General features: G+C 39.3%; 27 protein-coding genes. 10 read left to right on the forward strand and 17 right to left on the reverse strand.

Annotation, left to right across the window (positions count from 1 at the left end):
• Positions 1–115 precede the first annotated feature (115 nt).
• Entirely contained in the window at positions 116–562 is a 447-nt protein-coding gene (locus OIU26_RS00370; protein WP_264215630.1) for a hypothetical protein, read from the forward strand.
• 292 nt (positions 563–854) lie between these two features.
• On the opposite strand, the gene OIU26_RS00375 is transcribed toward OIU26_RS00370, so the two are convergent.
• From OIU26_RS00375 to OIU26_RS00385, 3 genes are all read right to left on the reverse strand, one after another.
• On the reverse strand, positions 855–1,277 hold the full coding sequence (locus tag OIU26_RS00375) for a hypothetical protein (RefSeq protein ID WP_043885989.1): 423 nt from the start codon (positions 1,275–1,277) through the stop codon (positions 855–857).
• 87 nt (positions 1,278–1,364) lie between these two features.
• A complete protein-coding gene (locus OIU26_RS00380; protein WP_436449007.1) occupies positions 1,365–1,535 on the reverse strand; it encodes a hypothetical protein in 171 nt (56 codons plus the stop codon).
• A 196-nt stretch (positions 1,536–1,731) separates the two neighbouring features.
• Positions 1,732–3,147, reverse strand: a complete 1,416-nt coding sequence (locus tag OIU26_RS00385) for a helix-turn-helix domain-containing protein (RefSeq protein WP_264215632.1) — start codon at positions 3,145–3,147, stop codon at positions 1,732–1,734.
• Between the two features lie 440 nt (positions 3,148–3,587).
• Here OIU26_RS00385 and OIU26_RS00390 point away from each other — a divergent pair, with 440 nt between their 5' ends.
• Both OIU26_RS00390 and OIU26_RS00395 read left to right on the forward strand, forming a co-directional pair.
• Positions 3,588–4,244 carry a hypothetical protein gene (locus tag OIU26_RS00390; RefSeq protein WP_264215633.1) on the forward strand — a complete coding sequence of 219 codons (657 nt, stop codon included), beginning with the start codon at positions 3,588–3,590 and terminating at the stop codon, positions 4,242–4,244.
• A gap of 104 nt (positions 4,245–4,348) precedes the next feature.
• Positions 4,349–5,440 carry a hypothetical protein gene (locus tag OIU26_RS00395; RefSeq protein WP_264215634.1) on the forward strand — a complete coding sequence of 364 codons (1,092 nt, stop codon included), beginning with the start codon at positions 4,349–4,351 and terminating at the stop codon, positions 5,438–5,440.
• An 819-nt stretch (positions 5,441–6,259) separates the two neighbouring features.
• Here the strand turns inward: OIU26_RS00395 and OIU26_RS00400 are convergent.
• The 4 genes from OIU26_RS00400 to OIU26_RS00415 all read right to left on the reverse strand — a co-directional run bounded on the left by OIU26_RS00400 (position 6,260) and on the right by OIU26_RS00415 (position 8,451).
• Complete coding sequence (locus OIU26_RS00400; protein WP_264215635.1) at positions 6,260–6,697, reverse strand: phage holin family protein; 438 nt, start codon at positions 6,695–6,697, stop codon at positions 6,260–6,262.
• A 120-nt stretch (positions 6,698–6,817) separates the two neighbouring features.
• On the reverse strand, positions 6,818–7,774 hold the full coding sequence (locus OIU26_RS00405; protein WP_264215636.1) for a GH25 family lysozyme: 957 nt from the start codon (positions 7,772–7,774) through the stop codon (positions 6,818–6,820).
• Complete coding sequence (locus OIU26_RS00410; RefSeq protein WP_264215637.1) at positions 7,752–8,255, reverse strand: phage holin family protein; 504 nt, start codon at positions 8,253–8,255, stop codon at positions 7,752–7,754. The genes OIU26_RS00405 and OIU26_RS00410 overlap by 23 nt, the downstream gene beginning before the upstream one ends.
• Positions 8,230–8,451, reverse strand: coding sequence for a hypothetical protein (locus tag OIU26_RS00415; RefSeq protein WP_264215638.1), 222 nt, complete (start codon positions 8,449–8,451; stop codon positions 8,230–8,232). Before OIU26_RS00415 ends, OIU26_RS00410 begins: the two co-directional genes overlap by 26 nt.
• Positions 8,452–8,902: 451 nt before the next feature.
• Between OIU26_RS00415 and OIU26_RS00420 the strand changes: the two genes are divergently transcribed.
• Positions 8,903–9,322, forward strand: a complete 420-nt coding sequence (locus tag OIU26_RS00420; RefSeq protein WP_264215639.1) for a zinc dependent phospholipase C family protein — start codon at positions 8,903–8,905, stop codon at positions 9,320–9,322.
• A 187-nt stretch (positions 9,323–9,509) separates the two neighbouring features.
• On the forward strand, positions 9,510–9,965 hold the full coding sequence (locus OIU26_RS00425) for an AraC family transcriptional regulator (protein WP_264215640.1): 456 nt from the start codon (positions 9,510–9,512) through the stop codon (positions 9,963–9,965).
• Here OIU26_RS00425 and OIU26_RS00430 read toward each other — a convergent pair.
• Together OIU26_RS00430 and OIU26_RS00435 are read right to left on the reverse strand one after the other, a co-directional pair.
• Entirely contained in the window at positions 9,879–10,433 is a 555-nt protein-coding gene (locus OIU26_RS00430; protein ID WP_264215641.1) for a hypothetical protein, read from the reverse strand. The genes OIU26_RS00425 and OIU26_RS00430 overlap by 87 nt on opposite strands.
• Before the next feature lie 29 nt (positions 10,434–10,462).
• Positions 10,463–10,822: a hypothetical protein gene (locus OIU26_RS00435; protein WP_264215642.1), complete on the reverse strand. Its 360-nt coding sequence runs from the start codon at positions 10,820–10,822 to the stop codon at positions 10,463–10,465.
• 465 nt (positions 10,823–11,287) lie between these two features.
• Here OIU26_RS00435 and abc-f point away from each other — a divergent pair, with 465 nt between their 5' ends.
• Positions 11,288–12,775 (forward strand): ribosomal protection-like ABC-F family protein, encoded by a 1,488-nt coding sequence (gene abc-f / locus OIU26_RS00440; RefSeq protein WP_264215643.1) that lies wholly within the window; start codon positions 11,288–11,290, stop codon positions 12,773–12,775.
• A 301-nt stretch (positions 12,776–13,076) separates the two neighbouring features.
• On the opposite strand, the gene OIU26_RS00445 is transcribed toward abc-f, so the two are convergent.
• On the reverse strand, positions 13,077–13,757 hold the full coding sequence (locus tag OIU26_RS00445) for an SDR family NAD(P)-dependent oxidoreductase (RefSeq protein ID WP_264215644.1): 681 nt from the start codon (positions 13,755–13,757) through the stop codon (positions 13,077–13,079).
• Positions 13,758–13,901: 144 nt separating this feature from the next.
• On the opposite strand from OIU26_RS00445, the gene OIU26_RS00450 reads away from it, so the two are divergent.
• On the forward strand, positions 13,902–14,474 hold the full coding sequence (locus OIU26_RS00450) for a TetR/AcrR family transcriptional regulator (protein WP_264215645.1): 573 nt from the start codon (positions 13,902–13,904) through the stop codon (positions 14,472–14,474).
• A 548-nt stretch (positions 14,475–15,022) separates the two neighbouring features.
• On the opposite strand, the gene OIU26_RS00455 is transcribed toward OIU26_RS00450, so the two are convergent.
• The 3 genes from OIU26_RS00455 to OIU26_RS00465 form a co-directional block, all read right to left on the reverse strand.
• On the reverse strand, positions 15,023–15,841 hold the full coding sequence (locus OIU26_RS00455) for an alpha/beta fold hydrolase (RefSeq protein WP_058829666.1): 819 nt from the start codon (positions 15,839–15,841) through the stop codon (positions 15,023–15,025).
• A gap of 268 nt (positions 15,842–16,109) precedes the next feature.
• Positions 16,110–16,373, reverse strand: coding sequence for a hypothetical protein (locus tag OIU26_RS00460; protein WP_013371533.1), 264 nt, complete (start codon positions 16,371–16,373; stop codon positions 16,110–16,112).
• Positions 16,374–16,646: 273 nt separating this feature from the next.
• The gene (locus tag OIU26_RS00465; RefSeq protein ID WP_264215646.1) at positions 16,647–17,564 is read right to left on the reverse strand and encodes a hypothetical protein; all 918 of its coding nucleotides are present in this window, start codon (positions 17,562–17,564) and stop codon (positions 16,647–16,649) included.
• Between the two features lie 1,243 nt (positions 17,565–18,807).
• Here OIU26_RS00465 and OIU26_RS00470 point away from each other — a divergent pair.
• The 3 genes from OIU26_RS00470 (at position 18,808) to OIU26_RS00480 (ending at position 20,572) form a co-directional block, all read left to right on the forward strand.
• Positions 18,808–18,999 (forward strand): hypothetical protein, encoded by a 192-nt coding sequence (locus tag OIU26_RS00470; protein ID WP_228392861.1) that lies wholly within the window; start codon positions 18,808–18,810, stop codon positions 18,997–18,999.
• Between the two features lie 235 nt (positions 19,000–19,234).
• The gene (locus OIU26_RS00475) at positions 19,235–19,456 is read left to right on the forward strand and encodes a DUF6199 family natural product biosynthesis protein (protein ID WP_064964227.1); all 222 of its coding nucleotides are present in this window, start codon (positions 19,235–19,237) and stop codon (positions 19,454–19,456) included.
• 903 nt (positions 19,457–20,359) lie between these two features.
• Positions 20,360–20,572 (forward strand): helix-turn-helix domain-containing protein, encoded by a 213-nt coding sequence (locus OIU26_RS00480; protein ID WP_043921417.1) that lies wholly within the window; start codon positions 20,360–20,362, stop codon positions 20,570–20,572.
• Between the two features lie 240 nt (positions 20,573–20,812).
• Here the strand turns inward: OIU26_RS00480 and OIU26_RS00485 are convergent, their stop codons facing one another.
• Genes OIU26_RS00485 through OIU26_RS00500 form a run of 4 tightly spaced genes read right to left on the reverse strand, consistent with a single transcriptional unit; the run spans position 20,813 to position 22,511 of the window.
• Positions 20,813–21,208 carry a LytTR family transcriptional regulator DNA-binding domain-containing protein gene (locus OIU26_RS00485; RefSeq protein WP_014599896.1) on the reverse strand — a complete coding sequence of 132 codons (396 nt, stop codon included), beginning with the start codon at positions 21,206–21,208 and terminating at the stop codon, positions 20,813–20,815.
• A gap of 14 nt (positions 21,209–21,222) precedes the next feature.
• Complete coding sequence (locus OIU26_RS00490) at positions 21,223–21,369, reverse strand: cyclic lactone autoinducer peptide (protein ID WP_016821994.1); 147 nt, start codon at positions 21,367–21,369, stop codon at positions 21,223–21,225.
• Positions 21,347–21,901 (reverse strand): accessory gene regulator B family protein, encoded by a 555-nt coding sequence (locus OIU26_RS00495; protein ID WP_264215647.1) that lies wholly within the window; start codon positions 21,899–21,901, stop codon positions 21,347–21,349. The genes OIU26_RS00490 and OIU26_RS00495 overlap by 23 nt, the downstream gene beginning before the upstream one ends.
• Complete coding sequence (locus OIU26_RS00500) at positions 21,879–22,511, reverse strand: hypothetical protein (protein ID WP_014599897.1); 633 nt, start codon at positions 22,509–22,511, stop codon at positions 21,879–21,881. Before OIU26_RS00500 ends, OIU26_RS00495 begins: the two co-directional genes overlap by 23 nt.
• Between the last annotated feature and the right edge of the window lie 34 nt (positions 22,512–22,545).

Genomic DNA, 22,545 nt, shown 5'->3' on the forward strand with positions numbered 1-22,545 from the left:
CTCATAACAACTAAATTTTATGGTACTTAGTAACTATGTACACAGATATACAGATTATATATAATTATTTTTGTAGTTAAATTATAGAAAGAAGAGATTTAATTTGAAAAGATTAATGAGTTTTGGTATCGCCGCATCATTGCTTCTGTCACTAAGCCCTGCTGCTTTTGCGCAGGATTCAATTTCAGCAAATCAAACTGATAATGGTTTCATTAAAGTGGTTGAAAACACTGAGAATCAGGACGGGCATGTTATTATTCCTTTTGATGTTCAATTGATTAATCCGATACATCACACTGGAAAAGGAGCATTTGAGAAAACCTTCACCATGATCCCTGAGAATGGAGAAGACGCCAATGTGTTCGTTAAAAATAATGGAAGTTCAACAGTTTATGTAGAGATTAAGAAATTAGGTTCTAGCACCTCTATAGACACTTCAGTTTCACCTGGTAGTCAAAAGACCTTGCAAATTTATTCTCAAAGTAAAAATTCATATAGTGTATACATTTACACCCAGGACGGTTCCCAAATGGACCTCAATATAAGCGCAAGACAATTCTAATTAATGTACAGAAATTACTAAGTGGCTTCATATACATCCGACTCACATAAAAAAGAAAAGGACTCTATCGGCTAAATGAACTGTGACCCGTAAGTGGGTCACTTTTTTCAAAGTGTCCATCTTACGGGTCACAGTTCATACATACCAGCAGAGTCCTTTTTCACATCTACTCTAAATTCAAATTAATCAACGAAAAAAGCTCTCCCGACCAATTAAGGGGATTAATTCACTTGCTGACTTGAACAAACACATAGTTAACCTTCCTAGAAGACAAGTTGTATTCCTAGGGAATTTAGAGGTTTCCAGGCTGTGAATCAGCTACTCCCCATGTTTCTCCGTCAACTTTATAATCGCTGCCTCTCCACTGAAGTATGTAGTCTCCAGAACGCAAACCGTCGCTAAAACCTTGGTCAGTAGATTTCCAAGTCACTGTATCATGAGGAGCGATTACTAATGCTTCAATATATAGTTTGTTTGAACCGCTGTGAGTTAAACTTACTCTTACTGGATGATCAGAGTGATTCTTCATACAAAGTTTAACATGCCCCCATCCTTTAGGAACACTAAAGGCTTCTTTTACAGTTGCGCTTCCGCCCGATCTTTGAGAAATTATGTTGTTTCCACTAGTTTTACTGGGTGAAGCTGAAGCTGCACCTATCGTAGTTGCTATAGATAAAGATAAAATCAAGAACAGAAATATTCTTTTCTTCATCATTTTCCCTCCTATTTTTTGATATGGTCTACCTTTAAGGGACACCGTCTACAATCTGATAGGTTCTTTCACTTCTACTCTAAATTCAAACTACCTACGAAAGAAGTAAGATCCGTTAATCTTGATCGACTCTGGTGTAATCTTCTCCACTACTCCACCGTAATCCACAATATCTATCAAATCCCCACCCAACGACTGTACTACATATACTCTTACTGTCTTTATGCAGCTTGTAAATAGTTCTATATCCGACTTTAACATTTTATATGTATGGTTCATGCTGATCACCTCAGATAGTTATTCTGCCGTATGTGTGGTAATTCCTGCACTAAAGAAAGCCCTACCAACTATAAGGTTGGTAGAGCTTTAGCTTTAAAATCCTCCAATGGTAACATTAGGCTGAATACTATGGTGGTGGTTAAAGGCTTGATCCGGCACAGTAACAATCAACAAAAAGCTAGCCGCAATGATTAGAAGCACCATTTTTTTGAACATTGTTTTCCCACACCCTTTCAATAAGATTGAAATACTCAGCTTTAGTTTCAGGAACCGCATGGGCTTGAAAACGAACAAACAACCCCATACAGTTTATAAAGTAAGTTTCATTATTTATTATATGTGACTTTACCATTGCATTCATCAAGTATTTAAAGCCATCAATGTACTTTCCTCGATGTAAATAATAAAAACCTAACTCGTAACCAAACCACGCGATATAATCCGGTATCACTTGTCGGGTATACATATCATCTGATGATGGTTGTTGTGAAAAAGTCCCAATAAGAGTTTCAAATCGTTTGAGTATATCGTCTACATCTATGCTATATTGGTTTGCGGCAATTATAACATTAAGCAGTTTTGTAATCTTTTCGTTTTCGTTAGTCTCTGATGTCGCTACAATATATTCAACATAATCATGCAGCACATTTATATCTCCAGATAAAAGCTTATATACGTAAGTATTACCTTCTGCCCACTGACTGAACAAGTTTATCCAGTGCTTAGTATCCTCGTCATCCTCTTTAACCCATTCTAAATCCGCATAGGCGTATGTATATTGTAGAGCTTGCTGGTAATCGCCCCGGGCTTCACAAACACTAGCACATAACAGGTCAGCATAAGCAATGTATCCAAATAATGGTCCTCTTGTTTTCTTTTCTGGCGTTCCAACTTTGTGTTTCTCGTTATGGACAAACGAATATTGGATTTCAGCTTTAGCTCTCATTTGCCTTGCCATTTCGTCTACCTTGTCCCATTTACGCAAAGACCTGTACACGTTAGCTAAATCCTTCAATGCATCAAGCTGATCTATTTCATCTAGGCGTTCGACAAAAGCCTCAAAAACGGCTGCTACCCTAACATTTCGGCTTTGATCGTCTCCGATTTGAATGGTGAATATACGGTATTGGCAGACTGCCAAACGTTCAGAATGTTGATATCTCTCCGCTTCAGCCACACCTGCATAGAGCAGTAGTGCAGCCTCATGTCGTCCCTGCGCCAACAATCTTTCTGCAATTTCAAATAGCTTGGGTGAATACAGCAGATTATCCATGATGGCTCCCACCACTCGACGGATTGCATCCAACTTGTCCAACTCCGCACAGCGAAACAAAAAGGGCTCGATTCGCCTCATATTCGGAGGATGGTCGATGATGTAGTTTTCTATAAATAGATCATAAAAGTGACCCTCTGGTAAATCCATAGCCTCAGTGATTAAGTCAAGCTGGTTAACAGACATAGACTTATTCCCCGTCACAATAGCACTTATTATTCCCCTATTCATGCCTGCAAGTTGTCCAAATTGCGCTAAGCTCAAACCCTCTTGTTGTAGGTATCTGTCTAATTCTGCTCGAATCGTAGGTGTATGCTTCATGTCATATCCACCTTTCATACAGAAATTCCAAAACTTTTATATTATTGCATTCTATTGTTGTCCATAATTTAACAGTTGTCAATAACCTTCATTTCTTTTGCATTTTATTAAAGAACTTCGGCATAATCGGTGGCATGAAATGACGTAAAGAACACTCTCCGCAGCCTATACCCATCTAAAAAAATATTAAATATATTCATAAATACCATAAAAAGGTTGACAATATTAGTAGATTCCTTTACGCTGGTTTTGTATTTACAAATTTTTCAAGGAGGTACTTTGTATGAAAGTAAAATTTCTCCCACAAGCTTTTCTAGCTGCATCGTTACTCATCTCTTGGGGAGTCGTCAGTCCAGCAATCTCCCATTGCTGAGAAAGGGGGAAAAATCCCTGACCAAATGTTAGCGGGTACAATCATCCAATATGATGAGAACAATAACATGGTTGTATTGGAAAAAGGAACTACGGTACCTGAACAGCAAAAATCTAATGCTGCTATCGCCCCACTTACTGCTGAACAACAGGTTGAGCTAGAAAAAGAAAAACAACAGGATAAAGAGATCGAAGAAGCAACCAAATCACTGCCGGTATATCATATTGATAACCCTGACCCTCAGCCAGGTTTAAAAGTAATTTATGACGGCGAAGTTTTTATCAAAGATATTATCTTGCCTGAACAAAAAGACAATGCGATTACTAATAATGTTTCACTTCAAGCATTACCACGCGGCACACGCAAATCACCTGGGACTTATACATATGGAGCACATGATAATGAAATTAAAATTCGCGGAACATCTGATGGCTATGTTCGAGGCACAGGGAGAGGAACCAACTTCACAGACACGTATGGGGAAAATTCCAATAGACTCCAAAGAGGTGACTGTGCAACAAAAGGAGCCATTGATAATCCTGAGTTTGGGACAAAAATTCGAGTAAGGAATTATGATAATGATATCGTAGCTAATTTTTATAAAGCTGATAATGGGAGTCTTCCAGATGCAGTCATTGATATTTGGAAAACGGGTGTAGAGGATCTAGGTTTAGAATGGCATTCGTTCGTCTCATTTTCAGCAAGATATTCCTATGATTTTTAATCATTTTTATACCAAAAAAGGATAGGACGCGTGATCCTATCCTTTCCCTTTTTGTTATCATATTCAGTTTGATTCATCACTTATTTCAGAAAGGATGCTTCGTTTTGAGAACAAACAGCTACAAATTCTTTAGATTCTTTATACTTACCCTCCTCGTTCCAGCTTTATTGTCATCCTGCTCTCCCTCTTCTACCCCACCAGCAGAATCATCTGTAACCCAAAAAAGCCAATCGAATGAAAAAGTAGCGTCGGCCAAAAAAGGCCAATATCTATCCATGACTTATACAGAATATGTGAATGGGAAGAACGAAGATCAAGGCATGGTTATGCGAGTTATGACATACGACTTAAACAGTAAAAAATTGACCAAGCTGGCTGATGTTCCGTACACTTCTCAATACCCGCTTTCTGTGGTGTCCTTACCTGATCACAAAATTTATTACTCTGCCGATGTTGGTGATAAGGGAGACCAATTATTTTCGTATGACTTGAATACCAAAAAAACCGAACAACTTACCGATAATTTGTTTGCCATCAATCGTATCGTACCAACTACTCCAGATGGGCCCCTCGTTCTGGTTGCGGTCAAAAAAGGAGAGCGTATACTTAAAACTATTTTCTACAATAAAACAACGCATGCCATGAAATTTATGCATGATGAAAACCAAGATAAAAACCATGATGAACAAACTTGGTCTATAACCTATAATCCAGCCAAAAAAGCAATTTACAGTTCACATTATTCAGCTAAGGAGCAAGATGAACAAAGAGAAATCTCAAACCGAACACAGGACATTATGGTCCCACCGGACAACAAGGTTACAGAAATCAATAGCGTCACTAAGCAAGAGCGTTCTGTTATTACACTGAAAAATGAAGAAGTATCATCAATGTCCAGCAGTAATGATAAGCTGCTCCTTATAACCACTCGTTTCATTAATGGTAGCAATCCAGAGTATAGTCTGATTGAGATTGCAACAGGTAAACGCACCAAAATAAAGTTGCCCTTTTTATCCCGCCAATTTGTTTATATGTCCTCTGACGGCAGGGGTGTCTATTATTTGGGTAGCGCCTCTGAGAAAAATGAGGAGGACGGACGAGGCGTATATTATTATGATTTCACATCGAAAATGCAAACCCCGATCTTTATACAGAAAGAGGGTTTTATCAATAACTTCATGCTGCTGAATAAGTAATCGTTCTGATGGTTGCCATGCCAAAGAGCCGGAAAAGAAGATTCTCTCTCCGGCTTTCTTTATCTGATTCCAATCACTAAACCTATTGCGTAACCTCTCCCACAGTCGCACCTTTGAGCGCTCCTCTCTTACTAGCTTAGCCAGTAGAGCATTTAGTGTTTAATCTGAAACTGTATCCGTATTAGTCTATTCTGTAGTAACAGTCGTTTGATCGGGTGTTGTTAGCGCAGTAATAGGGGCAGGAGCAACTTCTTGCACAAATTCTTAAAATCCAAGATAAGGGCAAAGGAATTACTATTAACTTAATGTGGACAGGATATTCCATCACAAACAACTCTTAATTCCCATCTTTAACAGCCCCCATCGGAGCATAAGATAGGCATAATGAGTAAAGGGAGCTGATATTATCTATAATTCATTCACTTCAATATTTTTCGTTGTACTTGCTATAATAATTCAAATTATAATACGAAAATTGGAGCCTCGGATAAGTAAAAGCACAATGTTGAAAGTGAGAATTGCAATAATAACAACAGTCCTGCTTATCGGAGTCGTGTTGTATATAATTGACCCTCAGTGGTGGATCGTGATTGCTTTTGCAGTATTTTTCTGTATACTGCTTGTTATGCTTTTTGTAAATTTTTTAAAAAGACGTAGAAAATCACATTGATTTATGATTTCCATGCTCAGCGTCTAACAAGGGCCTTCCTTAAATGGAGGGCTTTTATATTTCAACACTAAATCTTTTGGTGTAAATCCCATATGAGCAATAAAAAAAGCCCCACCAGCCGAAGCCAGCAGGGCATTAACTTTTTAGGTTTACACCGTAGTAACTGGAATTTGTGCGGAATCTACTGGTGCAGGAGTAGGGGCTGGTTCAGGTTGAACTGGAGCAACAGACGTTACCTCTGCCGTAGCCTGTGCCAAGAAATCATTAAGCTTTGCAGCAAGCCCCGATACAGCTTCCTTAGCTGCGGCCTGTGCCGCATGCTCGTTTGGCTGCGCTTCAGTAGCCAGTACCGCTTTTGTTTTGGCCTTATACTCCAGATATGCCTTCTCAATCGCGGATTTTAGCTCTACTTTGGATACTACGATACCTTGGCTGGAAAGAGTAAGTGAAGCATACTGCAAAGCCTCCTGAAGCTTACGTTCTCCTCCAGCTTCTTTAAATGCTGTTTGAGCAAAAGCAAAGCCCTCCCCAGCAATTTTATGGATTACTTCCCTCTGTGCCGCCGTGGTACGCGCTTCTAGCCACACGTTAACCTTAGTTTTGAGTTTAATTCAGACCTCCTAAAACAAACGCTGTAAGCACACCCGCAGCGGCTGTGACAATGGTATTAACATAAGGCTGTACAGTTTCGATAATTGTTTGCATGATTACTTTTCCCCTTTCGTTTTCAACGATGCGATTTTATTCTTTGAATCCCAAGACACTACCGCCCCATAAGCATCAGCAATTGGTCTAAGCTGCACATACGCTGTACCCTCAACAAGTTGGACAGTTTGCAGCTTGGCTCCGTTTAAATGCGCTTCCTTACGGGCGTTATCCCAGTGATAGGATAAGCCCAAGGCATTTGCCAAAGACCGCAGCGGTACATAGGTTCTGGAGCCATACAGAAGCGCTTTTCCTGATTCTTTGCCATTGACGCCGAATATGCAAGGTGTAACGGATTCTGTCTCTTGTGCAGGGACGACAGCCCCGAATCGCTTACGCAGCTCGTTCGCCATACCATCATACTCATTCATATCCACGTTCCCTTTTATCCCAGCTACCTTGCCGCTGTCGCTGTATTGCCAAATATCCCAACGTTTCCACGTCACTGTGTCACTTGGGACGCGAGTATCACTGTACCGGGCTATCCATAGTGGGTAACCACCCAATGAGGCGTTAAAATTGGTGGCAAAAGCATTACCCGTGTAAATGATCGGCTTTCGTCCAGTCAGGCGCTCCAACTCCAAAAGAAAGGCTAATGCTACTGCACTGATAAGTGTCTTAGAGAGCTTGCCGGGATTGTTTTCATAATCCATTACCGCAGGAAGCTCCAGCACTTTGGCACCTCCAACCTGATCCAACACATCAGCAAAATGCCGCGCTTCCGCTTTCGCTGCGTCAACACTGGTGGCATCTAAAAAATGATAGGCGCCCAACAACAAGCCTGCTGCCCTGGCCCTTTTTACATTTGCAATGAATGTCCGATCAACATAACGTTGTCCCTGACTTGCTTTAACGAAGGCTAATGAAATACCATCTGCCTTGACTGCCTTCCAATTAATCTTTCCTTGATAACGGGATACGTCAATTCCTTGAGCATTACGGCTGTTTCGTTGTTGCATCCTCTTTCTCTCCTTCCTGATTACCACTTTTACTTTTCAAAACTTCTACCGCCTGTCGGATCACTGGTGGGATAGGTGCGCCGAGCCTACCGCTATTCTCCAAAATTGACAGCAGTTCATTTGCCATATAAAAATAGGCGACCGCATCCCTGAATAGGTGCGAATCGCCTAATACTCCATCTATTAGATGGGATACTGCTACCATTGCAAAAATAAATACCTTTCGAGCGATACCAATAAGACCAATCTTGCTTTTTAACCCTGGCCCAGTACCCTTCTTTCCTTCTGCGCCAGCGGCAAATAATCCGGTCACATAATCAATAATGACCAGAGCAAGTAACACCCCCAATACTCCCGACCACCCACCGTAAAAATACGTTATAGCGCTGCTTCCTAAAGCAGTACTGAACTTAAAAACCTCCCACTTATCCACCTTGCTTCCCCCGTCTCTCCGTTCAGGAAACTTTTCCTGAACTATCATCGTCTACTTTGTGTTCCTTTTCTTCCTGGGCCTGTATCTCTGCTAATGCATTTCCTACTGCTATATCCAACCCCTCAAGTATTTCTTTACGTTTATGTGGCTGTGAAGCAATTACAGCAGAAATGATCTCAGTTAAATCCTCAACAGGTCTGGTTAGATCCAGTTGTATGTCCAATGTGAATTTTATCTTTGCCATGGGTTTCGTCACCCCCACAAGACGCAAAATAAGCCCCTGATTTATCAGAGGCTATCATACTTATATCTTAAATTGGTTTTATTACTATAACGGTGCGGATTTTAAACAGAAATATTGCTCAGCAAAAATAAGGTTGTAGAGTGACTATACATCTTTAAGCTAACAGGAAGTAAAGTTCCAATTATGGTAATATGGAGGATGACCAAATCTTCTGTTTGAGTTAGGAGCGAGTTACCTATGGATCTACTCATAATTATTTTAGTGATCGGTTTTATAACCATAGTAAGTTATCTCAGGGCAATTCATATTTCTCTTCAACGAATTATAGAATATAAAGGTAAAGAAAATGACTAGCTATTTTCAAATATGCCCAGTTTCAATATTTTGTAATATATTGGCTTATAGCTACATTATAACTATTCGACTGTCTTAACTTAGGAGGTTCTAAAGAATGCCTTATCCAATGGTCCATTTTGCCATAGCTTTAGAACTTTGCTCGCGTACTCCATCTTCTAGTTTCTTAATTGGGAGTATTGCTCCAGATGCTGTCCATGTAAGGGGAGATGTGACAAGAAGCGAAAAGGGTATTACACATTTTGTTTGTGAAGATAGATTCCCTAGTAGTGAGGTACTTAAGGAAAGATGCCAGTATTATTTAAACCTTAATGTTGAGACTAACTGGACAGATTACATACTAGGGTATTTTGCCCATATCTATGCGGACATAAGATGGACGGAAACAGTCTATTCGAATTTTGAACGTGAGTATCAAGGAGAAAAAGATGAAATAAGAAAAATCTATAATATGGAAGCAAACCAAGTAGAATTTAATTTAATCAAAAGAGAAGAATGGGGAATCGAGTCTCTATAAGTAAGACTTGTTTAAGCTATCGGGACACAGCAGTTTAATATCACACATCGTTGAGCAGGCACATAAGTCTGCTCTTTGGGTATTAGACACTAATTTGATTATTTTTAAAATGGAGTTGTTTATCATTTTAAAGCATTATAAGATGGTTTCAGACATCGATGTACTTTAAAAAGAAAGAGAAGAAAATATGAAGGCTGAAATTGAAAAAATACCGTCTTGTAGAATTGCATACATGAGACAGATTGGTCCGTATGGAATTGCAAATTCACAACTAATGGAGAAATTTAAATACTGGGTTGAATCGAATAAATTATTTAATAATAAGTCTATTATCCTCGGCATTGCCCAAGATAATCCTGCATTTGTGAAGCCGGAAAATTGTCGCTACGATGCATGTTTGGTTATTCCTGATGGTTACTGTGTTAATACTGATGAAGTAAGTCTAAGCAACATTAGCGGAGGAAGATATGCTGTTTTTAAGATAAATCATACAGCAGAAGCTATTCAAAAGGCTTGGGGTGAAATATTTCTAGAGTTGGAAAACCAAAAGTTCAGATTAGATGAAACCAAACCTATCTTGGAGCGCTATACAATTGAACTTATTAATAATCATCGTTGCGAAATTTGCGTTCCGATTCAATAAACGTGTTAAGATACCTATTATTAAAGGTAGTCTAATACTAATCCCTCTCATAAAAGTAAAAGCCCTCTGTTTAAGAGGGCTTTTTGTCACGGTGACGCTTTTTTCAATGCGCTCAATAAGTTTTTGATCGTCGCCTGCCGCACCTATTCTTCTATCGATGTCAGTCAATGACTTTTCATATTTTTTAATATTATTATTAAGTATTTCGATCAATTCCTCCACAGTCCCAATGTGCTTTACAATTAGTTCCTTGGACCAATTGGCATATGGGTTATCCTTCAAAGCCATTGCTTGTAGCTGCTCTTCAAAAACCACATTTGAAGAAGGGGTTCTTGTTGCAATTTCAATGGTTTTCCCCTTCATCGCTAGGTTCGCCCCCAAAGATTCTGAAATCGGGCGCAAAGGTACATACGCTGTACCATCGACGGCAATAGCGTTTTCAAACATTGTTGTTCCATTTACGCTCACATTGTATTCCCCTAAAACCCTCTTTCCAACTAGTGAAAATTTTTTGATAATAGATCAAATGTAGCGTTCACAATTACATCATCGTACATATCACCTCTTAGTGAAGCAACATCGTTTCTCAACTCTCTGATTGTTTCCCCGAGATTTTCAATAAAATCTTCAACTCCCAGCTTAAGCCCACTTACAGTAGCTTCAGTAAAATTAACCTCATTTTGAAAATAAACCATATCATCCGTAGATTTAATATATCCCCCACCCATATTATCTACATGAAATGAATTCAAGTCCCCAAAAATACGCCTGTCCTCTTTTGCTGTACAGAATAAGGCACCTGTAATAATACCGCCCTCTATCTCATTACCAATTAACTTACTGGCTCTAATAATCATCTTGGGCCCGTATCGCTGCTAATGCATTTCCTATCCTATATCCAAACCTTTAAGTATTTCTTTCCGGCGTGCTGGTTGCGAAGCAATGATAGCAGAAGATAGTTGAATAACAGTAATCAATCTAAGGAGCATGTCGACCTGCGCAAGGCTTCATCCTAAATGAAACTAACGCAGGTTGTAGTTAAATTACTATTGTGATAAACTGGATGTAATTTGATGATGGGAGTTGAACGGATACATGTAGAACTTTCTTGCTTCGAGATCATGAAAAGAACAGACTCAGCGATTGGCTAGGGTCGTTTTATTTCGTCTCTGCAAGAAAGGTCTGCGTTTCGTTTGCGCTCCCTCTCCGGACAGTCATATGGCCCCCTTGTAATGGGGTCTTATTTTCTCGTATGGATTAGAGCCGCAAGAAAGCACCTTTCTTGCGGCTCTTTTTTATTTCCAAACGAAAGGATGATTGCCATGCCCGCCATTCAGGTAACCAATCTTACTTTTGCCTATCCAGGCAGCTATGACCCTATATTCGAAAATGTTCATTTTCAAATTGATACAGACTGGAAGTTGGGCTTTACAGGACGAAACGGTCGGGGTAAAACGACGTTCTTAAACCTGCTGCAGGGGAAGTACGAATACAGCGGTACGATCTCCACACCAGTCGCCTTTGATTATTTTCCGTTTCCCGTCGAACATCCGGAGTATTTGACTTTAGATGTCGTCGAAGAGATCGTGCCAAGCTATGAGAACTGGAAGCTGATGCGTGAACTGAACCTGCTTAAGGTTTCAGAAGACGTGTTGTACCGACCATTCGAATCGCTGTCCCAAGGAGAACAGACGAAGGTATTGCTGGCTGTGCTATTCATCCAAGACAATCGATTTCTGCTCATTGACGAGCCGACCAATCATCTCGATTTGCACGCACGCAAGCTTGTCGCCGATTATCTGAATACGAAGCGTGGTTTTATTCTTGTTTCACACGACCGTGCTTTTCTCGACCGCTGCGTGGATCATATTCTGTCGATCAACAAAACGAATATTGAAATCCAAAAAGGCAACTTCTCCAGCTGGTGGACGAACAAAACTCGCCAGGATACATTCGAAATAGCACAAAACGAAAAGCTGTACAAAGACATACAGCGTTTATCAGCTTCCGCTAAACGTACTAGTAGCTGGTCTTTCGAGACCGAAAAATCGAAAAACGGCACACGAAATTCCGGTTCCAAACTTGACAAGGGGTACGTCGGACATAAGGCAGCCAAAATGATGAAACGCTCAAAATCCATCGAACAGCGGCAACACACTGCTTTAGAGGAAAAATCGAAACTGCTCCGAAATATCGAACAGTCAGAAAGCCTTGCGATCTCTCAGCTCGTGTATCCCAAATCGGAATTGGCGATACTGGATCATGTTACGATTTACTACGGGGAAAGAGCAGTATGCAAGAACGTTAGTCTGACGATTGAACCAGGGGATCGGATTGCAATCTCAGGTCCAAATGGTTCAGGTAAGTCTAGCTTGCTTCACCTGCTCAACGCTGAGGAGCTATACTATACAGGTACGTTTCAACGGGATCCGCAGCTTCGCGTTTCCTATGTATCCCAGAATACTTCTCATTTGCGAGGTACGCTTTCCGATTATGCAGCAGAGCACAAAATTGACGAAAGCTTATTTAAAGCCGTGTTGCGTAAGCTAGATTTCGCCCGCATCCAGTTTGAGAAGGATATATCGGCGTTTAGCGGCGGGCAGAAGAAGAAAGTTCTGATCGCGAGAAGCCTATGTGAGGAGGCTCATCTGCATATTTGGGACGAACCGCTCAACTTTGTCGACGTGATTTCCCGGATGCAAATTGAGGATCTGCTGCTTGAATACACGCCCACCATTGTATTCGTAGAGCATGATCGGGAATTTCATGACCGGGTCGCCACGAAAACGATTGAACTCGGTGGGGATTAGAATTTTACAAATTGAATTGGGTTAAGACATGATTTCAACGATAGAATGCTTTGTTCAACAACTTTTATGAAAAGGAAAAAGATTGAACTAAAGGCACACGATAGTTCAATCGAACATCGGCAGTCTAGGATTTTATTTTTTCGTCCATGGCTGCCGATGTTTTTATTGAAGACAGTTTAATAGTTATCTCACTAAGACTAAGAAGCTTATATTATTTTACAGTGGGTTTTGCTTCTTCTACTCTACTCTCACTGCCAATTCTATAAGATCGTTAAAACGTCCACTTTTCGCTTTTATTATATTAGTTTGACAGTTTGGTTGGGTTAATCTCTTGTGGGAAAGTATCTTCAAAGCAATCCTTTTTCTCATATAAATTGTACCAAGCCTCAGCAATAAGGTCTGGATCTCCAGCCGTACCTGCTTGTATGACAGTGCCAATTGAAAGATGACCTACATATATGCCTTTTTCTTTCAACTCAGAATGCAAATTTGTAGCATAATTACGAACACCACTCATTACCATACCCACATTTCCAACAGAAGGGTAGGAAACCATGGCAGATATTCCTGTGGTCAATAGAATTGCACCCGAAGCATTATTTATCATATCTGGTATTACTTCATTCACAGAAAAAACGACAGGGAGTAAGTAACCTTTTACCTGTTCTAACACATCTTCTGGTGTTGTTTTTAACACATGCTTGAAATGCGTTGGTCCTGCATAGGGGCTGAATTCCAAAACATCAATATGACCAAAGTCTTGTTTGATAGCATCTAATGCTTGTTTTAGTGCAGTCAAATCCCTGACATCCGCTACATAAGATTTCGCTTCAATGTTTAAATTGTTTAATTCACTCACGATAATGGCCAATTTCTTAGGATTACGCGAAATGACAGCAACCCTAAATCCCTTCTCCCCAAACTTTTTTGCAAGGGACAATCCTAATCCAGGTCCTGCACCAATAATTGCAATAGTCTTCATTTTATACAAACTCCTTTTTTTGTGGTATACATATATCAACACGTGTTGTTTTAACATCTTAAATTCAATCCACGAAACGAACAACCAACAATATAGTTACCAATGTTGCTATAGCAACAACATTAAAGAATTATTGGGTTAGGAGTGAAGCAATTGGGAACAAAAGTAAGGAATTTACGAACAACTTATACTAAAGAATCTTTAGTTAACGCTTTTTTTAGTTTAGCAAATAAGAAGGATTTCGAAAAAATAACAGTTGCAGATTTAACAGAGAAAGCGCAAGTAAATCGAGCTACTTTTTACGCACATTTTAACGATAAGTACGACTTATTGGATTACATTATGGGAAATTCCGCTTCAAATGCTATTGCAAAACGGACAACTGGATCAATAAAATTTGATCAAGAAAGTATAAGCCAACTTGTTTTAGCTGTTTGTGATTTTTACCAGCAACCGAGATTACAATGTCGCCAAAGTAATATAAGTTTGGTAATCCCCCAATTGAAAGAAAAAATATTGAGTGAGTTGAATTTATCTCTGCTTAAGAGTGTAGAAAACTTATATACAGATATGGAGAAAGATTTATTCGTATCTATTTATGCGAACGTAATCCATGAGGCTGGTTATTTATGGGCTTCCGGAAAAGTAAAATTAAACAAGGAAGAAATAGCTAAGAAAATTTCGTTATTTGTATTAGGTGGGCAGAACTCTCTTTAATGCTGCTTTTGCTCACTTTCTAGATATTGCTCATCCCCCTCCCAACAGATAAGAAACAATAAAAAAACACAAGCAATTGCGCTTGTTTTTTGATACAGCCTATATCAGATCACTCTCAAAGAGACAAGACCCTGAAACTGTACCACGTAAGGCTTCAAGCTCATCCAGAGCTTTCTTTAAATCACCGTCCATCGCTCATATCCTATTTTCATTAAGCACATTCCCCTCTGTACAATTCATGATTACTTTAGAATAATCCGCAAAAACGTTGCGCTTGCCATGCAGGTCCAGTCGCGAAACAGCCCCGGCAATTTCCGTAACTCACCGTGTGGAAAACGACACCCCCATTGAAAAGGATGCCTCAACACTATGAATAAAGTAACAAATTTCAGGATAAAAATCATAGTTCCTAATGTCAGAAGAAGCCAAAGTATTAGACTGACCTTAGAAATTGAAACAGCGACAACTAAGACGAGGAAATAGGGTCCTTGACTGTCGCTATTTCATTGAACTAACGTATCCCGTTAGTTCAATGGATTAATATACAACTAAAATCCAAACTCTGTTACTCTTTCAAGCCACTCACGCATAAGTGACTCAAATAATAGAGTCTGTTCAATCTGAAGATTATGGCCTGCTCGATCTAGAACGGCAAAGGTTGCTCTAGGATAATTGTCTAAAATTCTAAAAGCATCTATGTAACCAACAACTGCATCTTGTCGCCCAAGAGTAAATACTGTTGGTTTATCGAAAACTAATTCATCTATATTGGTGGAAAATCCATAGTTTCTTTGAATCTTGTTAAGAAAATCAAAGTCAGCGATCTTACAACCTGACACGATCTCTTCTGAATACCTTTTCCAATTATATTCATTGAGAACGACTTGATTTGCGCTAAAATCGCTTATTTGCTCTTCACTTAAGGTGTCCATAAACTCGCGATCACAATGAACAACAAAATGCTCGGGAAGTATTCTTCTTTTGTGTTCAGGAATAATTAATGGACAAATCAGTGCAGCCCCACCAATACGATCTTTATGTCTATTAATTATTCCTCTTGTAATATATCCACCGTATGATTCGCCTGCTATGAGATAATCTTGGTTTGGGACAAGAGTTTCAATAAAATTTATAACTGTTTCTAGCATATCATCTGAATTACATATTTGATCGTAATCCTTTGTTTGTCCCATTCCAGGCAGGTCAAGATAGATACGACGCCAATTGGAATTATCTTCAAATATCGGTTCCATGCACCCGCTCATTAACCGATGGTCTGGTGTAAAACCATGGATCATTATAATTGGTTTGCCTTTACCAATTTCCTCGTAATATATATTGGCATTCTTGACTTTACAATATGGCATACAGACTCCTCCAAAATTGAGTTATTATTATAATATTCTTACACTAAAGAAGAATCTACATGTTTTATCAAGCAGACCAGACTCCTTTCCGTTTCGTTTTGATTATATACGCATATATAATATATGTAAAGAACACTTGTTCCCTATTCTTATTTTCGGAGTTAAACTAACCTGCCCGTTACTTCAATGAAAAAAAGCAGCCCCTCATGAACTGCCCTACTGCTAATCACTTCAACAATAGGATGAGTTCATTCAAGGGCTCCCCCATTTACCAAGTAATCCAACCGCTCGTTCGTTTGTAACTGTGTAGGATCTCGTATTCCTCACTACGCATCAGTCGTTTCATTTTTGTTCTATACAGCCGATAATCATCTTTTCTTGCTACTTTACATTCTTTGTTGTAATGAACACTCTTGATTCCTTTACGGAAATCCTTAAGCTTCTCTTTTCTTGGATCTTTGGGCTTATTATTGATCTCCAGACTACGCTGTTTCTCATCTTCCCAGGATTGAATCTCTTCCCGTGTAAACATCTTCATCCCCGTTGTGCCGGGTTAGATTTTGGCATTTGAAGCCATGACCTTAGACACAACTAATAGAAGAAAATCTTCGGATTGAACATTAAATCACCTCTGAATTTATTCGCCCTTATTTTAACATATTTATAACTATCCTTCCCGTATTACGCCTTCAATCAGTGTTTAGACAATCATTTTACATATTTGAAATTTGCAACTTTCCCCTCTAAACCTTCCTCATCCTGGTCCCTTCCTCTTCCACCATGAGCTCCCTTCTAAAGGAAGTCTTTATGCATAGGTATACTCCGGTCCCAATCGTTCTATAACTCGATCTAACTGTCTGGTTAGATAAGGCGAAACGTCACCAATGCCAGACACTGCTTCTAACAAGGGAAAGGATTGCCCACCCCACGGGCCTTGTGGATCAAAGACTTGTCTACCGATTCGCAAGCCTTCTGTTTCCCTGAAGATGTTCAATCGTTCCAATCCTTCAATAAGCAGCCCGACCGGCAGCGTTTTGTTCCTACGTCGGGACCATTCTGCCAAGAAGGACATGCCACGTAATATATCATATTCAAAAAACCTCGGAAAACAAGGCTTCAGCCATTCCATATCGATGACGCTTTTATTTTGTTTAGAACATACAAGACGATGCTCAATTAAATAACGTGCGCCTTCATCTAAGAAAACGGCTTCCTGTTCAGTAAATTCACGGTCAGTATGCCATAAGATAGCTTCAAGCGGAGGAAGTGTTGAAACAATAGAGCTCTTTTTTGAATGAATATAAGCTTCAGGGTCGCAGTTCAGCCCGCCATCAGGTAACTGATGCTTTAAGAGCCATTCACGAATCCAAGGCAGTTCCTTGTCCAAATCACAGCCATACGCCATTAGAGTCATATAGTATACGGCAAGTTCACAATGGCAGCAATCCATCTGCATCTTATCGCTTTCACTTGTTGGATGGTCATCGGGGGATATGATGAAGGTCGGCCAAACCTGAGTTTCGAGTAAATATTTTGCTCCAGTAATAGCAGACTCGGGAATTAGTTTCACCTCTCCCATTTCATAAAGAGCAGCCATATGCCACCAAGCTCCATCCCATTTTCGACGGCTGCACTCGCCGTGAGTCATCCCCAAATGCTGAGTAGATTCAAGGAACTGTATAGATTCTTCGATTGCTAAACGAATATTTTTATTTGTTTGCATCTGGGTATCTCCTTTTTGATTACCTCTACTTCACGCTTCAGTTAAGCAACGCCTCACCTCGTATACCTTTCCACTCTTAAAAAATTCGATATGTTATTTAACTATCCTGCCCATTAGCTAAATAGAGCATCGTCAGAATATTACTTTATTTTTCAGTCTAGAACTTTATTTTCCTCTGACACCTATAATAAAGACCGCAAAGGCTTAGCCCTTTGCTTCTGGCATTCTAAGTCCAATTTCTCCTTCTTGGTTTCGCCCCCGACCATAGTCGATCATCACAAAATCCAATGTTCGGTTGACAGACTTTTTGCTAAATTTTCTATGACCTTGCGTCTTTTGTCAGCGAATGTTGTGGCTGATATACCATGAATACCTTTTTTATACTCTGCTCATATACTGTTGAGCTTTTAGATACAAAAGCTTTGCAGCAAGCCTTTCATGCGCATCTCTAATGTTAGAGATTGCAAAACGGATATTGTTTGTAATGAGGAGATAGAACTTGTAATGACCTGTTACTCTTTAGAGCTATCCACATCCAGAATGCCACCCAAGGGTGAGCCATCATCCAATCAGCTTATGGTCATGAGCGGCCACGCTCCACGAAATCGCTTATACTCTTCTGTTCTTTTAGGCTGTAATAGCTGAGCTCATGTTCAGGTTGCACACACTTTGACCTTTTATTGTCGTGATAACCGTAGACATTCAACAGACTTCTTGAGCCTGGCTATCTCGTTATCCTTTTGTTGCATAAGGGTTTCAACGGCGATTAAATCATCGTTCTAGCCCTTAGCCACTTGTTGAAATCTCTATACCCCATTTATATATCTGGCTGCTGTGGTGGGTCTGGATCAATCCTTCCACTACAGAATGGTTGTTGCTCCACATCTCATTTATATGTTTTTCCACACTCATCCGCCGTCTCGGCTCCATCCACTCTTTGCAGCATCAAAAGGCATTTTACAGTCATATACAATTAAAAATCCCTTTCCGCATTACTGTAAGTACACTGTTCGAATGCGTACACGCCTCTTCTTTCATCCGTAGGAGTATTTTTAAAATCGAAATCAACATTTTCAATGAGGAAGAAACCTCTACATCTGGCATCATTACAACGATGCTTCGACAGACATTGTATAAGGCTGTTTTCTCTTTCTTTATTCCCTATGAGCTAAAATATGATATATCCTTACTGCCCTCAACAATGAATATGTTCTGCATAAAATATCAAAAAGGAGATGAGAACATGACTAGATTGTTAGATGCTCGAACATCTCAAAACGCAAGTTACGGTAATACGATCTCAATTCCCTTGCCAGCCAATACTGCTGGTGCCATCGCGGAGCTTGGTTTAGATGTAACGGAATGCCCTTTACTCTGTGAGTGTCTCCGAAACAAACCCAAACGCTGTACAAGTCGTCACCATCAATGCTTCTGATTACAATATCCCTCTACCACCATCAAATGAATTGGTATATACCTTATATATGTTTTGCACAGCAGATGCTACCCGAATAGGAATAGAAAGTTTTAATGCTGTTGCCTACTCGGATTAAAATTCACCGTAACATGGAGAACAAAGCCCTCTTATTTTTGTTTCATCTGCTCTTGGAGACAATAATTTCTATCTGTCGTTCATTTTTTGGTATAATTTACTTAAAGGGGGTGATCAAATGGGAATTATGCTTATTCTTATTGCTATTATTTTTTTCGCGCTTGGTATTTTAAGTAAACGGAAACCCACTTGGGGATGGCGTGCAAACGAAGCCTGGAAAATCAAAGGTGACTCAGAACCAAGCGACGCTTACATTGATGACATGAAATTTAGGGGCTCTGTATCTATTCTCTTTGGGTTCTTCTTCTTAGCATGTGGACTTTTGGTTATCTTCCTGTAAGCGCACTTCCTTAAACTTCAAAGCTCGACCAGCGAATGTAGTAGCAGTTCCATAACTAGCTTCATAGATTTCATACTTTTCTTTTTTTGTTTCTAAACACTTCTTCGCGCCCTGCTGGCGTTTGTATTCTTCCCAGTCTACTTCATGAAACCAAAAGTATTTTCCGTAGCTATCCCTATAGGTCTCTATAAAGAATTGAAGAAGTTCCTTCATTGATTTGTATGTATCTGCTCATGGCATGGATCGAACATGCCAAGGCATTTATCTTTACACCGTGTCCGCTTCTAACTATTTAAAACCTAATTCAATAATTTTTTGTGGGGAAATTGTGGGGAGTACTGCGTAGTCCAAGAAAATGAAGCATTATCCTCAAACAAAAAATCCCTCAACGCTTAGAGCGCCAAGGGATTCCACATTTTAGTAAAGCGTCAGATATTGATCACGTTCCCATTGATGTACTTGGGTGCGATTTATGTACGAATTTATCACTTCATCTTTTCCTTTATTAGGATAGCGATTTATAGAACATTTCATCAGAAACGTTGTTCACAATCTATCATAACTTTTCATGAATTGGGGGACGTTTGGGGGACACTTAGGGGGACGATTTTAAGACCAATGTAGGGCAGAAGGGAATGAACCATTCTACCCCGTTTTACATACTACTTTACGAAAGTGAATTCATGAATCCATGAAGGAGCTTCTACTATTACAACGACCGGCAGAGTAGTCCCAAATACCTGAAGCATAGATAAGGTATAAATTTCAGCATTCTCTTTTTTAATGTCCCATTTAATCTTTAATCTGTGTATTTGCATTGATGCACGTCCTTTGTCGTATTTACTAGAGTGCCTCTCAGTGATATAATTTGCAACGAATAGATGTCTACTGGAGGATCTCTGATTGAAAATCTCCCGTGGGAGATGCCGACTTAAGGAGCTACTCGAAGAACGTCGTATAAAACAAATCGACCTTGCTAGACGCACCGGCTACAGCAGACATTTGATTTCTAATTGGGCCAACAATCAGGATAAAATGTCTGCTGATGTTATGATTAACATAGCTTATGCCCTCGATTGTAAAATGGAAGACTTATACGAACTGATCTTTGAGTGAGCCTGTTGGCTCTCCCTCGGATAAAAGTATGGTTGAACCATACTTTTTACAGACAACTGTACTCCCCTCCCTTTTTTATTTTCCAAGTCAATTATGTCTATAATCGAACATATCTATTTTTGACATAACTATACTACTATTAAATCCCAAAATTAGGGGCTTGGCAACAAAAATTCGGGCGCTGAATGTCTCTTAATATTCGACATTATAAGACACTTATTTTCGACAAAAAAAGAGTCGCTATTTTGTAGCAACTCCAGTGAAGATTATTTTCGAATTAATAAAACCCATTTCTTCAACAACCTCATCAAATCGATGGTAAGCAATTGGACACCTTTTCGATGTTTTTGTTACTTCATCTTCAAAGTAAGCATCTTTAAAGATACCATTAACAATCTTTACTTTTTCTACATTAAGAGTGTTGCTTCTATCCACATTTAAAAAACGATATCCGTTACTATTCAAAAAATTCTCCCAATGTCTCAAGGTTCCTACCATATAGTATGTTTTATCAAATGTATGAACCAGTATCTGGTCTCGCTTTCTCCCCTTAGAGATGAAAAGGACTTTGTCTACTAAAACATTTTCTCCTCTTTCTATACCTCCAGGATCTGCCGATACGGTTAAACTTAGCATTTAACATTCCCCGCTTACTTTAACAATTCTTTCGGTGGTTCGGGACTGTGAATCCATGACAGACTTGCCGTGCTCACTGATGCAACTGCAAGTGTTGTCAACATTGCAGCAATATTGTAATACATACTAGCCTTCACCTTACTCGGTTTGGTTTTCTTCATTTTTCACACCTCCTTCTATTAGTGTTAAACTTTGAACAAAAAAACTGGCAGCTACCACTGGAAAAGCCAACCACAGATTTAGAGCAACAATTGCAACTCCCATAAACTTTAGCAACGGATAGTGCTTCTTTGATATACGCGTCTTCCCCTCCACCCTCGATGGCGCGTAAATCAAGATAAGCACAATACTTATTATCGACGTAATAACGATCCAATTGTAATTAAAATTTGCGAAAGATAAAGCAGTAAGTAGAACTGTAGATACAACAATACACACTATATTGCTCTTTAAATGTATTCCTCCTACAATTTGGCGCAACATTGAAAAAGATATCATAGCTAGCAAAGCTTCCTGCATTCTGTCCGTAAAAAATGAGATACCTATAGTCAGTAAAATAATTGAGACTGTATTGATCGCAACGGATATCCCGTGTTTTAGAACATCTATAGATGAAGGATGATCAGGGACAACTGTTTTGATGTGAGTCGCAATATTAAGAGCGATGGTGTCAAGGCTTTTTATAGTAATCACGCTCCGTTTTTAATGCATAATATAAAAACATGGCAGATGCTAAGGCAATAAATAGAATACTCAAAAAGAAATTATTGACGTAAAACATAAATGCACAAGCTGCCAATACTCCTATTATTAAGATAATAACGAGTACATACTCCCACTTAAAACGTAGATTTTCATAATCTGCCGTAAAGCCTATTTTAAATTTATACAGGAACCACGAAATAGCTAACACCCATGCACTAGTTACCGCTTGCGCTAACGATCCTTCTGCTGAGGTCTGCATTTCTGTTGTCAAGGTACCAAAAAGCATTAATATAACCGCCGCTTGGAATAATGTGTACAAAAATGTTCCTGTAATGGATATGATGGCTGCCCAAATAATCGGCATCCTAACAACAGTGGTTATTAATAACGTGAACAATATAATGTTTATGGTTGGAGCAAAGAAAGATAAAGATGTCTCTTCTCTCAAGATAAAGCTCTGCAAATTCATTATCAATCCAATAAACAATGCAGGCCATATATAGTCTAAGGCTCTAACTCTAAAAATAGTTAACATTAAAACAAACGCCGCAAATGTTTCTACAGTCGAGAAAAGCAAGAACCGTACAGGCTCCCACATAACACATAACCCCTTCTCATAATTGGTAACAAAT

This window comes from Paenibacillus sp. BT-177 (genome assembly GCF_025846815.2).
GTDB classification, from domain to species: domain Bacteria; phylum Bacillota; class Bacilli; order Paenibacillales; family Paenibacillaceae; genus Paenibacillus; species Paenibacillus polymyxa_C.

Bases quoted from the DNA above. Each gene is read 5' to 3' on its own strand.
- OIU26_RS00370 (WP_264215630.1), top strand. From the start codon at position 116: ATGAGTTTTGGTATCGCCGCATCATTGCTTCTGTCACTAAGCCCTGCT.
- OIU26_RS00375 (WP_043885989.1), bottom strand. From the start codon at position 1,277: ATGATGAAGAAAAGAATATTTCTGTTCTTGATTTTATCTTTATCTATA.
- OIU26_RS00380 (WP_436449007.1), bottom strand. From the start codon at position 1,535: ATGTTAAAGTCGGATATAGAACTATTTACAAGCTGCATAAAGACAGTA.
- OIU26_RS00385 (WP_264215632.1), bottom strand. From the start codon at position 3,147: ATGAAGCATACACCTACGATTCGAGCAGAATTAGACAGATACCTACAA.
- OIU26_RS00390 (WP_264215633.1), top strand. From the start codon at position 3,588: ATGGTTGTATTGGAAAAAGGAACTACGGTACCTGAACAGCAAAAATCT.
- OIU26_RS00405 (WP_264215636.1), bottom strand. From the start codon at position 7,774: ATGCAACAACGAAACAGCCGTAATGCTCAAGGAATTGACGTATCCCGT.
- OIU26_RS00410 (WP_264215637.1), bottom strand. From the start codon at position 8,255: ATGATAGTTCAGGAAAAGTTTCCTGAACGGAGAGACGGGGGAAGCAAG.
- OIU26_RS00415 (WP_264215638.1), bottom strand. From the start codon at position 8,451: ATGGCAAAGATAAAATTCACATTGGACATACAACTGGATCTAACCAGA.
- OIU26_RS00420 (WP_264215639.1), top strand. From the start codon at position 8,903: ATGCCTTATCCAATGGTCCATTTTGCCATAGCTTTAGAACTTTGCTCG.
- OIU26_RS00425 (WP_264215640.1), top strand. From the start codon at position 9,510: ATGAAGGCTGAAATTGAAAAAATACCGTCTTGTAGAATTGCATACATG.
- OIU26_RS00435 (WP_264215642.1), bottom strand. From the start codon at position 10,822: ATGATTATTAGAGCCAGTAAGTTAATTGGTAATGAGATAGAGGGCGGT.
- abc-f (WP_264215643.1), top strand. From the start codon at position 11,288: ATGCCCGCCATTCAGGTAACCAATCTTACTTTTGCCTATCCAGGCAGC.
- OIU26_RS00445 (WP_264215644.1), bottom strand. From the start codon at position 13,757: ATGAAGACTATTGCAATTATTGGTGCAGGACCTGGATTAGGATTGTCC.
- OIU26_RS00455 (WP_058829666.1), bottom strand. From the start codon at position 15,841: ATGCCATATTGTAAAGTCAAGAATGCCAATATATATTACGAGGAAATT.
- OIU26_RS00460 (WP_013371533.1), bottom strand. From the start codon at position 16,373: ATGTTTACACGGGAAGAGATTCAATCCTGGGAAGATGAGAAACAGCGT.
- OIU26_RS00465 (WP_264215646.1), bottom strand. From the start codon at position 17,564: ATGCAAACAAATAAAAATATTCGTTTAGCAATCGAAGAATCTATACAG.
- OIU26_RS00470 (WP_228392861.1), top strand. From the start codon at position 18,808: ATGACTAGATTGTTAGATGCTCGAACATCTCAAAACGCAAGTTACGGT.
- OIU26_RS00475 (WP_064964227.1), top strand. From the start codon at position 19,235: ATGGGAATTATGCTTATTCTTATTGCTATTATTTTTTTCGCGCTTGGT.
- OIU26_RS00485 (WP_014599896.1), bottom strand. From the start codon at position 21,208: ATGCTAAGTTTAACCGTATCGGCAGATCCTGGAGGTATAGAAAGAGGA.
- OIU26_RS00490 (WP_016821994.1), bottom strand. From the start codon at position 21,369: ATGAAGAAAACCAAACCGAGTAAGGTGAAGGCTAGTATGTATTACAAT.
- OIU26_RS00500 (WP_014599897.1), bottom strand. From the start codon at position 22,511: ATGTGGGAGCCTGTACGGTTCTTGCTTTTCTCGACTGTAGAAACATTT.